This is a genomic window from Rhodococcus sp. D-6, assembly GCF_040256695.1.
GTDB classification, from domain to species: domain Bacteria; phylum Actinomycetota; class Actinomycetes; order Mycobacteriales; family Mycobacteriaceae; genus Rhodococcus; species Rhodococcus pyridinivorans.
The window spans coordinates 5182478-5194956 of the sequence record NZ_CP132970.1; the positions used below are offsets into that span (position 1 = coordinate 5182478).

The 12479-nt window shown below is 70.0% G+C and carries 5 protein-coding genes; 4 read left to right on the forward strand and 1 reads right to left on the reverse strand.

Going from position 1 to position 12479, the window contains the following annotated elements:
- Positions 1-34 precede the first annotated feature (34 nt).
- The 4 genes from RBB84_RS24440 to entS all read left to right on the forward strand — a co-directional run bounded on the left by RBB84_RS24440 (position 35) and on the right by entS (position 11955).
- Positions 35-1063, forward strand: a complete 1029-nt coding sequence (locus tag RBB84_RS24440) for an ABC transporter substrate-binding protein (protein ID WP_039585887.1) — start codon at positions 35-37, stop codon at positions 1061-1063.
- Positions 1064-1173: 110 nt separating this feature from the next.
- On the forward strand, positions 1174-10551 hold the full coding sequence (locus tag RBB84_RS24445; protein WP_064255965.1) for a non-ribosomal peptide synthetase: 9378 nt from the start codon (positions 1174-1176) through the stop codon (positions 10549-10551).
- The gene (locus RBB84_RS24450; RefSeq protein WP_006551840.1) at positions 10473-10694 is read left to right on the forward strand and encodes a phosphopantetheine-binding protein; all 222 of its coding nucleotides are present in this window, start codon (positions 10473-10475) and stop codon (positions 10692-10694) included. The genes RBB84_RS24445 and RBB84_RS24450 overlap by 79 nt, the downstream gene beginning before the upstream one ends.
- Positions 10695-10704: 10 nt before the next feature.
- Complete coding sequence (gene entS, locus RBB84_RS24455) at positions 10705-11955, forward strand: enterobactin transporter EntS (RefSeq protein ID WP_024102995.1); 1251 nt, start codon at positions 10705-10707, stop codon at positions 11953-11955.
- Between the two features lie 68 nt (positions 11956-12023).
- On the opposite strand, the gene RBB84_RS24460 is transcribed toward entS, so the two are convergent.
- On the reverse strand, positions 12024-12422 hold the full coding sequence (locus tag RBB84_RS24460) for a hypothetical protein (RefSeq protein WP_064255964.1): 399 nt from the start codon (positions 12420-12422) through the stop codon (positions 12024-12026).
- Positions 12423-12479 lie beyond the last annotated feature (57 nt).

Genomic DNA, 12479 nt, shown 5'->3' on the forward strand with positions numbered 1-12479 from the left:
ACGCGCCCCGGCGGGAGACTCTGGGAGAACAACGATGCGCGTTCTGGAACGCAAGCGCGCGCGGGGCGCCGCGGCGCTCGGCGCGGCAGCCCTGCTGGCCGTCGGACTTGTGGGATGTTCGAGCGACGGCGACAGCAGCAGCGCGGAGAGCGGCACCGACTCCGCCGCGACGCGCACCTTCGAAGCGCAGAACGGCAGCATCGAGATCCCGGCCGACCCCCAGCGGATCGTGTCCTGCGGCTACGCAACCCTCCCGCTCATCCAGGCCGGCGCGAACCTCGCCGCCGTATGCGAGTGGAGTCGCGAGCTCGACAACATGGACGAGGAGACCCTGGCCGCCTACGAGGCGCTGCCGAAGGTCGCTCCCGACGGCGCCGTCTCGGAGCTCAACTACGAGGCAGTCACCGCCGCAGATCCCGACCTCATCATCATGGGCGTCCCGGCCCGCGTGCAGGAGCAGGTCGACGTGGCCAAGCTCGAGGCGCTCGCCCCGGTGGTCTTCGTCGGACTCACGGTCCCGGGCGAGTGGCGCGAACTCGGTGAGCAGTACGCCGATGCCGCGAACGTCAGCGACTCCTACGGGGAGTTCAAGGAGGAGTACGAGGCTCGCGCTGCCGAGATCGCCGACAAGTACGCCGACTCGCTCGGGGGCCTGAAGTTCGCCGGCGTCTGCGGTGTGTGCGGTACCGAGCCCGGTGAGTTCTCCCGCGAATACGCCTCGTCGTACACCACCAACCTGTTCGACGATCTCGGGTTCGACTTCTTCGGTGAGCCGACCGATCCCGAGGGAGTTCACGCCGAGTACCTGTCGGTCGAGCAGTTGCCCGAGAACCTCGGCGAGGCCGACGTGATCGTCTACGGTGTCGAGGCCGACGGTTCGTTGCCGCCCGAGCTGGAGGAGCTGTTCGCCTCCCCGCTGTGGCAGGATCTTCCCGCCGTGAAGGCCGGCAACCTCGTCGCCGTCAAGCACTCCAGTGCAGCGACCTACGAAACCGCTCTGCTGGCACTCGATTCCATCGATGCCGAGTTGGCGAAACTTCCGGCCAACCAGAACCAGGAGTAGTCGCTGTTGCGGGCCCGCCCCGCACCACCGACCGAACGGCCCCCGACGTCCCGGCGCGGGGGCCGTTCGTCGTCCGTGCCCGAAATGACCGTCTATACCGAAAGCGACAGATGACCCGTTCCACTGCGCTCGAAGACATCGTTCCGCTCTCGCCGCTGCAACAGGGCCTGCTCTACCTGAGTACCGTTGCGGCGCCGACCGGCTCGACATCCGACGACACGGCTGCGGCCGATCCCGACGCCTACACGGTGCAATCGGTGGTGCGACTCTCGGGGGCGGTCGACGAGGAGCGGATGGCGGCCTCCGCGCAGGCGCTGCTCGACCGTCATCCGGCGCTGCGCACGTGCTTCCGTCCCCGTAAGGACGGCCGTACGGCGGGTCTCGTCGTGTCGGGTGTGGAGAATCCCTGGCGCAGCGAGGATCTGTCCGGTCTCGAACGCGCCGAGGCGGAACGTCGGCTCCTGAGGATCGTCGAGGACGACCTGCACGACTGGTTCGACCTGACGCAACCGCCGCTCGTTCGCTGGACCTTCGTGCGGTTCGGCGCCGACGAGGTGCGCCTGCTGCTCACCGCCCACCACATCGTCGTCGACGGCTGGTCGTCCCCGATCCTCGTGCGCGAGCTGCTCGAGATCTACGCCGCCGGGGGATCGGCGTCGGGCCTGCCGTCCGTGCGCCCCTACCGCGACTATCTCGCGTGGCTCGGGCGCCAGGACCACGAGGCCGCCCGGTCGCTGTGGCGGGAGGCGCTCGACGGTGTGAGCGAGCCGTCGCTCGTGGCACCGCCGGGAGCGACCCGCTCGTCGGAACGCTGCGGCGAACTCGAGGTTCCGGTCCCCGACGGGCTCGGCGCGAAGCTCGCCGAGCTCACCCGCGCGAGCGGCGTCACGCTCAACACGGTGCTGCAGACCGCGTGGGCGATGCTCCTGTCCGGTCTGCTCGGCCGCGACGACATCGTCTTCGGCGCGACGGTCTCGGGCCGCCCTCCGGAACTCGTCGGCGTGGAATCGATGATCGGGCTGTTCATCAACACCGTTCCGGTGCGGGTGCGGCTCGATCCCGCCGCGACCGTCACCGAACTGTTGCGACGCGTACAGCTCGAGCAGTCGCGCACCGTCGATCACCAGTACCTGGGCCTGTCCGAGGTGCAGCGCGCCGTCGGGATCGGTGAACTGTTCGACACCCTCACCGTCTTCGAGAGTTATCCCGTCGACCGCGACGCCCTCGAGCGAGCGCAACGCGCCGGGGGAGTGACGATCACCGGCGTCGACGGACGCGACGCCACCAACTATCCGCTGGTCCTCACGGCCGGCATGTCCGATCGGCTCGTCGTCAAGCTCGACCACCGCCCGTCGCTGATCGACGCGGACGAGGCCGCCGCCCTGGGCGCCCGCCTCGTCGCGATCCTCGAGGCCCTGTGTGCCCGGCCCGATGCGCCTGTCGCCGACCTCGACGTCCTGCCGTCCTCGGAACGGGAACGTGTACTGGGCACCTGGTCCACCGCACCCGCGGCACCGTCGAGCGGCACCGTCGCCGACCTGCTCGTGCACCGGTTCACCACCGGCACCGACCGACCCGCAGTGGTGTGCGGTGAGCAGGAATCGTCGTTCGGTGAACTCGGCGCGGCCTCGGCGCGACTGGCGAGGCTGCTCGTCGACCGCGGCGTGCGACCCGACGACCGGGTCGGTCTCGCGCTTTCCCGGACCGGCGCCATGGTCGACGCGATCGTTGCCGTCCTCACCGCCGGAGGCGCCTACCTGCCGCTCGACCCGTCCTATCCCGCCGACCGGTCGAAGCACATGATCACCGATGCCGCACCGCGTCTGGTGATCACCACCGAGGCCGTGCGCGCGGGTCTCGGTGAGGTGCTCGACGGGGTCGACGTGCTGGTCCTCGACGACCCGGATGTCGAGTCCACACTGTCGGCGCTGTCGTCGGCTCCGCTCACGGACGCGGACCGGCGCGCTCCGCTCCGCCCGGATCATCTGGCCTACGTCGTCTACACCTCCGGCTCCACGGGTCTGCCGAAGGGCGTGGCCGTCACGCACGCCAATCTCGCCGACCTGCACGCCGCACAGGCCGCCGGGCCCATGCACGCCGCCGGTCGTGCGCCGCGCGACGGGCAGTGGCACGTCCTGCTCACCTACCCGTTCGCCTTCGACTCGGCGGTCGCCGCGCTCACCTGGCTCTTCGAAGGCCATGTGCTGCATGTGCTTCCCGACGACAACCGTGCCGACGTCGACCGCATCGTCGACTACGTGCGCACCCACGGCATCGACTACGTCGACACCGTGCCCGTGCTCATGAACCGCCTGCTCGACGCCGGTCTCCTCGAACCGGGTGGGCACGTTCCCGCGATCGTCACCGTGGGCGGCGAAGCGGTGAGCACCGCGCTGTGGCAGCGACTCGCCGCGAGCGACGTGGTGGCGACGAACTGCTACGGACCCACCGAATGCACCGTCGACGCGACTTCCGCGCACATCGCGGGGGACACCGTGACGATCGGCGGTCCCACTCCCGGGACGAGCGTGCGGGTCCTGGACCACTGGCTGCGTCCCGTGCCCATCGGAGTGGCCGGTGAACTGTACGTCTCCGGAAACGGTGTCACCCGTGGATATCTCGGCCGCCACGACCTGACCGCAGCACGCTTCGTCGCCGATCCCTACGGGGCCGCGGGTGCCCGCATGTACCGCACGGGTGATGTCGTGCGCTGGACGCACGACGGCACACTCGGATACGTCGGCCGCGACGACGACCAGGTCAAGATCCGCGGATTCCGAGTGGAACCCGGCGAGATCGAGACCGCGCTCACCGCGCATCCGGCCGTGCGGAACGCCGTGGTGGTCGCACACACCGACCACCGGGGGACCACCCGCCTCGTCGGGTACATCGTCGGCGACGGACCCGACACCGCTGAGGTGCGGGCCGCGCTCGCCGACCGGTTGCCCGACTACATGGTCCCGGCGGTGCTCGTCGCTCTTCCCGTCCTTCCGATCACGGCCAACGGCAAGGTCGACCGGACGGCGTTGCCCGAACCGGACTTCTCGTCCCTGGCGGGTGCCGGCGAACCGCGCACCGAGACCGAGCGGACGCTGTGCGCCACCGTCGCCGACGTCCTCGGCCTCGACCGCGTGGGTGTCCACGACGACTTCTTCACCCTCGGGGGCGATTCGATCGTCTCCATCCAACTCGTGTCGCGTCTACGCGCGGCCGGCCTGCGCGTGACCGCCCGTCAGGTCTTCGAACTGCGCACCGCAGCCGCACTCGCCGCAGCGTGCGAGGCACCCGCCGAGGAACCCCGGCGAGCCCGGACGGCGGCGACCGGCCCGGTGCCCGTCACGCCGATCGTGCACGAATCCCTCGCGTCCGGATCGTTCGACTTGCTGCGCCGATTCACCCAGTCCCGGACGCTCGTCGCCCCCGTCGGCCTGCGAGAGACGGATCTGGTCACGGGTGTGCGGGCACTGCTCGCGGCCCACCCCATGCTGCGCTCGCGGTTCACCGTCGGCGACTCGGGACCGTCGGGGCGTACTCGTCGCGGTGCGACATGGATCGTGCCCGAGGACATCCCGGAGGCCGCGACGCTCGTCCGGCGAGTGGATCACTCGACCACGGAACAAATTTCGTGGAACGACCTCATCGCTGAAGCGTCGGCGGAGGCTGTCGACGCACTCGACCCCGAAGCCGGGGTGATGCTCCGCGTGGTTTTCCTCGACCCGGGACCGCAGCAGGCCGGACGGATCGTCGTCGTCGCGCACCACCTCGTCGTCGACGGTGTGTCGTGGCGGATCCTGGTGCCCGACCTCGCCGGTGCCGTCTCCGCGGCCACCCGCGGGGAGACGCCAGCGCCGGAGGACACCGGGACGTCCTTCCGGGAGTGGGCGGAATCGCTCGTCGAAGCGGCCTCGTCCGAGCGGATCACCGGATCGTGGCCGCTCTGGGAATCCGCCCTCGCCGCCGAGAGTTCGCCCGCGGTGGGAAGCCGCGCCCTGGACCCGCAGCGCGACATCGTGTCGACCTCGGCGTCCGTCGAGATCGACGTACCGGTCGACGTCACCGAACGCATCCTCACCACGGTGCCGTCCGCCCTCGGTATCGGCACCGGCGATGTGCTGCTCGCGGCCCTCGCACTCGCCGTCACCGACGTCTGCGGCGGATCCGCCCTGCGAGTGCATCTCGAGGGTCACGGACGCGAGGAACAGATCGTGCCTGGTGCCGACCTGTCGCGTACCGTCGGATGGTTCACCTCCCTGTATCCCGTGACGGTCGAACTCGGCGGAGACCGTGCACTCGACGGCGGTGCTCCGCTCCGGGCCGTCGCCCACGCGACCGAATCGCTGAAACGCATTCCCGACAACGGAATCTCCTTCGGTCTCCTGCGTTTCCTCGGCGACGACCGCGACCGCTTCGATGGCTACCGGACCCCGGAGGTGATGTTCAACTACCTCGGCCGGATGACCCTCGGCGATACCGCCGACTCCGCGTGGTCGGCCGCACCCGAGGCGGCCGCGCTCGGTGGTTCCGTCGATCCGGCCATGCCCCTCGACCACGTCCTCGACGTCAACGCGACCACGGAGGACGGACCGGACGGACCCGCTATCTCGGCGGTGTTCACCTACGCCACCGGTGCTCTCGACGCCGATCGGGCCCGCCGGATCGGGCAGCGCTGGCTCGCGGCACTGCACCTTCTCACCGACACGGTCTCCGGCGGTGCCGTGGGCGTCCCCGTGCCGTCGGTGCTCACGGCGTCCGGGTTGTCCGTCGACGAGGTGCTCGCACTGCACGCCGAGAATCCGGACGGCATCGAGGACGTCGTGCCGCTGACACCCCTGCAGCGCGGCATGTACTTCCTGGCCGGACTGGACGAGCCGTCGGGATCGGGCAGTGTCGCCGAGGGTGTCGATGTCTACACGATGCAGACCGACCTCGCCCTCGACGGCCGCGTCGACGCCGGCACGATGCAGCGCTCGGTGCGTGCACTCGTCGACCGGCACGCCGTTCTGCGCACCGGCTATCGACTCGGCGCAGCGGGCGAACCGATCGGCGTCGTCCGTCGTGCCGCCGAACCGCACTGGGAGGTCGTCGATCTCGGGACCGTCGAGCCCGGCGAACTCGACACGCGGGTGGCGGAACTGCTCGCCGCCGACCGCACCCGCAGATTCGATCTCGCGGCCGCACCCCTGGTGCGCTTCACGCTGGTGGTCGCGGGACCGACGCGTGCGCGACTGCTGTTCACGATGCACCACCTCGTCTCCGACGGTTGGTCCACCCCGCTACTCGTGCAGGAACTCCTGCAGATCTACGCCGCCGGGGGTTCCGCCGCCGGACTCGCGCCGGTCGTGCCGTTCTCCGACTACCTCGACTGGCTCGGCGAACAGGACGTCGCGGCCGGTGTCGAAGTGTGGCGCGAGTTGCTCGACGGCGTGGACGAACCCACCCTCGTCACACCGTCCGGTACGGCGCTGCGACCGCAGTTTCCCGCCGAACTGACGGTCGCCGTGCCCGACGGACTGTCGCGGCGGCTCGTCGAAGCGAGCCGCGCACAGGGCGTCACGGTCAACGGACTCGTGCAGACCGCCTGGGGCCTTCTCGTCGGGTCGCTCACCGGCAGAACCGATGTCGTCTTCGGTGCGATCGTCTCCGGGCGCGTCCCCGACGTGCCGGGCGTGGAATCGATGATCGGCCTGTTCATCAACACCGTCCCGGTACGCGTCCGCACGCAGGCAGGGGAGTCGATCACCGATCTCGTCACTCGCACGCACGGCACCCAGAACCGCGTGATGGACCACCAGTACGTCGGTCTCGCCGACATCCAACGTGCCGTCGGAATCGGCGAACTGTTCGATACCCTCCTCGTCTTCGAGAACTACCCCGTCGACCGCGACGCCCTCGACGCGGCGCAACGGGACGGCGGCGTGCGGGTCGGATCGGTCGGGGGTTCGGACGCCACGAACTTCCCGCTCGTGCTGGTCGCGGGACTGGAGGACGAACTGCACCTCGGCCTCGAGTACCGGACCGATCTGTTCACCGAGGACGACGCCACCGCACTGGGGGAGCGCCTCGTCCGCATCCTCGACCAGCTCGTCGCCGAGAACCCCGGCACCGTGGCGCAACTCGATGTGCTCACGACCGCCGAGCGGGCCGGTCTGCGCAGCGACCGGTCGACGACCCCCGCGGCCCCGTCGAGCGGAGCGGCGACCGTCGCCGATCTCCTGGCGCGGCAGATCGCCCGCACCCCGCACGCACCTGCGGTGGTCGCCGACGGCACGACACTGTCGTTCGCGGAACTGGGCGGGCGCTCCGCGCGACTCGCGCGGCTCCTCGTCGACGCCGGAGTCGGACCGGAGACGGTCGTGGGACTCGCGCTGCCGCGGTCCGAGCACATGGTCGTCGCGATCGCGGCGGCGATCTCGTCGGGTGGCGTGTACGTGCCGATGGACCCGTCCTATCCGCAGGATCGACTGGCGCACATGGTGTCCGACTCTCGACCACAGGTGATCGTCACGGTCGCCTCGGTTCTCGACGGTATCGTCCCCATCGCAGGCGACACGAGGATCGTGGTGCTCGACGACCCCGACCTGCAACTCGGCGAATTCTCCACCGCCCCAATGACGGATGCCGACCGCCGCGGTGCGCTGCGCCCGCACAACGGCGTGTACGTCATCTACACCTCCGGTTCGACCGGACTGCCGAAGGGTGTCGCGGTCACGCACGCGAACCTGCTCAACCTGTTCGAGAGCCACCGCGCGGATCTCTACGTCCCGACCGTAGCGGCGTCCGGACGCGATTCCGTCGGCGTCGGGCACGCGTGGTCGTTCGGTTTCGACGCCTCGTGGCAGCCGACCCTGTGGCTGCTCGACGGACACACGGTGCACGTCTTCGACGAGGACACCATGCGTGATCCCGAACGGATGGTCGCATACACGCTCGAGCACGAACTCGACTTCCTCGAGGTCACCCCGTCCTTCCTCGACCGCATGCTCGCTGCCGGACTGTACGAGAGCGGACACCGCCCCGCCTCCGTCGGATTCGGAGGCGAGGCAGTCAATCCGGCGTCGTGGCAGCGACTGCGGGAGCTGACCGACGGGCGCGCCTTCAACCTCTACGGACCGACCGAATGCACCGTGGACTCGCTCATCGGGGCCGTCACCGACGCCGACACACCGTGCCTCGGCCGGGCCGTGCACGGCGCCGGCGCGTACGTCCTCGACGCGATGCTCCGGCCCGTCCCGATGGGTGTGGTCGGCGAACTGTACGTCTCCGGTGCCGGTGTCGCCCGCGGATATCTCGGCCGACCCGACCTCACGACGGTGCGGTTCGTGCCGAATCCTTTCGCCGACGACGGCACCCGTATGTACCGCACCGGCGACCTCGTCCGGCGGGTGCGTGGTGCCGACGGCCGGCCCGTGCTCGAATTCCTCGGCCGCGGCGACGATCAGGTCAAGATCCGCGGCTTCCGGGTCGAACTCGGTGAGGTGGAGGCCGCACTGACCGCGGTGCGCGGGGTGCGGGACGCGGTCGTGGACGCGCACACCGACAGTCGTGGAGTGACGCGTCCGGTCGGCTACGTGACCCCGGACGGTGCCGTCGATCCGGCGGTCGTCCGTGCCGCCGTTGCCGAGCGTCTGCCCGACTACATGGTGCCCGCCGTGGTGCTCGTACTCGACGCCTTCCCCGTCACTGCCAACGGCAAGGTCGACCGGAAGGCGTTGCCCGAGCCGGACTTCTCGTCGCTGGTCGGGGCGCGTGCACCGCGTACCGACACCGAGCGGGTCCTGGCGGGACTCGTCGCGGACGTGCTCGGACTCGAACGGGTGGGGATCGACGACGATTTCTTCTCCCTCGGTGGCGACTCGATCGTTTCGATCCAGCTCGTGTCGAAGGTCCGGGCGGCCGGGCTGTGGATCACCACGCGTCAGGTGATCGAACTGCGCACCGTCGAGGCACTCGCGGCCGCGATCGACAGTGGCGGCGGACAGACCCGTCCGGCAGCCGTCGGCGACGTGGCAGGCGAGGTGACCGTCACGCCGATCGTGTGGGACACCCTCGATCAGTGGACGGGGTTGTCCCGGTTCTCGCAGGCGCGACTGCTGGTCGCGCCGGTCGGGCTCACGCTCGACACCCTGCGTACCGCGGTCGAGGCACTCGTGGCCGCCCATCCGATGCTGCGCTCGACCTTCCGTGTCGACGACGAAGGCCGACCGTCGTGGACGGTCCCCGAGACCGTTCCCGACCTCACCGCAGCCGTGCGGCGCGTCGACGCCACGGGCCGGGACTGGGACGAGTTGTTCGACGAGGAGCGTGAGAACGCGTACGCCGCACTCGATCCCGAGAACGGGACGATGGTGCAGATCGTGTGGTTCGACTTCGGGCCGCAGCAGGCCGGACGCGTCCTGATCGTCGTGAACCACCTCGTGGTGGACGGCGTGTCGTGGCGGATCCTCGTCCCCGACCTCGCCGACGCCGTCGAACAGGCCGAACGCGGGGAGACGGTGACCCTGTCGTCGAGTGGCACACCCTTCCGGGTGTGGGCGGACGAACTCGCGAAGGCGGCACGCTCGGAGCGGATCACCGCGTCGTGGTCGGCCTGGCAGCGTGCCGTCGACGCCGACGAACCGATGCTCGGTTCGCGCCCGCTCGACCCGGCACGCGACACCGTCCTCTCGACCCGGTCGACCCGCGTGCAGCTGCCCGTCGACGTCACCGAGCGGGTCCTGGCCGCGAACGTCGTCGACGACATCCTGCTCTCGGCCCTCGCCGTCGCGGTGGCGTCGGTCCGGGGTGGCGACCAGGTCCGCATCGACCTCGAGGGACACGGCCGGGAGGAGCAGGTGGTCCCCGGTGCCGACCTGTCGCGCACGGTCGGCTGGTTCACGTCGATGTATCCGGTGACGGTGGATCTGGCGGAGGTCGACGTGGCGTCCGCGTCCCGGGACACCGACGCCGCGGGCGCGGTGCTGCGTGCGGTGGCCCGCGCGTCGCGGGAACGACCCGACAACGGCATCGGCTTCGGCCTGCTGCGTCGACTGAACCCGGACTTCGGCGACCGCTTCGCCCGGTACGTGCCGCCGGCCGTCGTCTTCAACTACCTCGGTCGGCTCACGCTCGGCGAGGCGTCGGGCAGCCCGTGGTCGGGTGCACCGGGCGCCGCTGCGATCGGGGGTTCGGTGGATCCGGACATGCCGCTCGACCACGTCCTGCAGGTGGACGCGATCACCGAGGACACCCCGGACGGCGCGGTTCTGGAATGCGAGTTCGCCGCCGCAGCGGACGTGATCGACGCGGACACGCTCGCCGAGATCGCGCGGATCTGGCAGGAGACGGTGCAGGTCGTCGTCGCCGCGAAAGAACTCACCGGCACCGCTTACCAGGGCACAGCGCCTGCACACATCGAAACAAGGAGAACACCATGCTCGATCGCACTACCGTCCTCGCCGACACCGCCCGGATCCTGGACATCGACGTCGACGAACTCGACCCCTCGGTGAGCCTCGTCGACCAGGGACTCGACTCCGTCCGGCTGATGGCCCTCGTGGAACAGTGGCGTAGCGCCGGCGTCGAGGTCGACTTCGTGGACCTCGCCTCCGCCCCCGACCTCGAGCAGTGGATCGCGCTGCTCACCCGCGGATGAGCGGGTGATCGTGGCCGTCTTCGAGAAGCTCCTCATCGACCTCGACCCGCTGCGGACCAGCCGCGAGTTCCGGTACCTGTTCACTGCACGCGTCGTGTCGCTGTTCGGTCTCGGTTTCCTCATCGTGGCCGTGCCCGTGCAGGTGTACCAGCTCACCGGCTCGACGGCGCAGGTCGCCGCCGTCTCCGCGGTGATCGGTGTGACCACCTTCGGGGCCACCTTCGCGGGCGGGGTGCTCGCCGACCGGTACGACCGGCGGAACGTCATCGCCCTCGCCCGCGGCACCGCGGGCGTCGCCTTCGCGCTGCTGGCGATCAACGCGTTCCTGCCCGAACCGCAGATGTGGGCGATCTACGTGCTCGCCGTCGTCGACGGCATCGCGGGCGGGATCTCGTCGACCGCGCTCATGGCGGTAACCCCCAGCCTGATCCCGCGCGACAAGCTCGCCGCGGCCGGCGCGCTCATGGCGCTGACCGCCGACCTCGGCTCCATGATCGGCCCGGCGCTCGGCGGTGTCGTCATCGCCGCCGGTGGTGTGGGTGTGGCCTACGCGCTCGCGGCGTTCACCACGGCGATCACCACCTTCTGCATCACCCGCCTGCCGTCGCTGCCGCCGACGCACGTGGCGGAGGAATCACCGCTGAAGTCGGTGGTGTCGGGTTTCCGGTACGCGGCACACAACCGCGTGGTGGGGCAGGTGCTGATCGTCGGATTCCTCGCGATGCTGCTGTCCGGCTGGGCCGTGCTGATCCCGGAGTTCGCCGACGAGGTGCTCGGCGTCGGACCGTCGGTGGTCGGCCTGCTCTACACCGCACCCGCCGTCGGAGCCGTGGTCGGCTCGCTGACCAGCGGCTGGACCGGCTCGATCCGCCGGTACGGGCTGGTGGTGTACCTGCTCATGGCGGTCTCCGCCGCCGGTCTGGTGGGTGCCGGCGCGACCGGCGTCCTCGCCGTCGTGCTGCTCGGTCTGGCCGCGCACGGTTTCGGCGACTCGCTCGCGGACGTCGTGCGGTACGCGACCGTCCAGCGCAACACCTCCGACGAGTACCGCGGACGGATCGCGGCCGTGTGGGGCGCGCAGGTGACGGCCGGTACCTCCGTCGGCGCGGTCGCGGCGGGCGTCGTGGCCTCGCTGGTGCCGATCTCGATGGCCCTGACCATCTACGGCGTGGCCGGTGTGGTGATCATCGCGATCATGTTCGTTGCGACCCCGACGCTGCGGCGGTTCGAGGACACGGGCGATCTCGAAGCTGTGGGCTGACCTGCGGGTCGACGAGCGGGGCCGGGGTGATCCCCGGCCCCGCCTTCGCGTCGATCAGCGCTTTCGCGTCATACCCGTCCGTCGCGCGCCCAGGCCTCCACGGCCGAATACCCTTCGCTGACGCCCTGGGTGTAAGCGACGAGCGCGCCGTACAACCGGGATCCCTCGGTGGCGAGCTCGATGGTGCCCACCCAGTCGGCAGCGCGTGCCATGACGTGCGCGCAGATGTCCTGCCGGTCGCGTGTCGCGGACGACACGATCCGGAACGCTTCGTCGGCGATCCGGAAGGTCTCGGCGACACCGCGCCAGAAGTACTCCGCGTCCATGGCAGAGCGCAGCGACTCGTAATCCGTCGTGTTCTGCATCGCCGTAGCGTGTGCCAGTCGCTGCAGAGCATGCTCCGCAGCTCCGACGGGGAAGTACGTCACGTCGTCGATGGTGTCCTTGCCGCCGCTTGTCGTTCTCACCGCAGAGATGGTGCCCGATCTCGAGCGAATACGAAACAGCTCGTAGGTAACGGTATA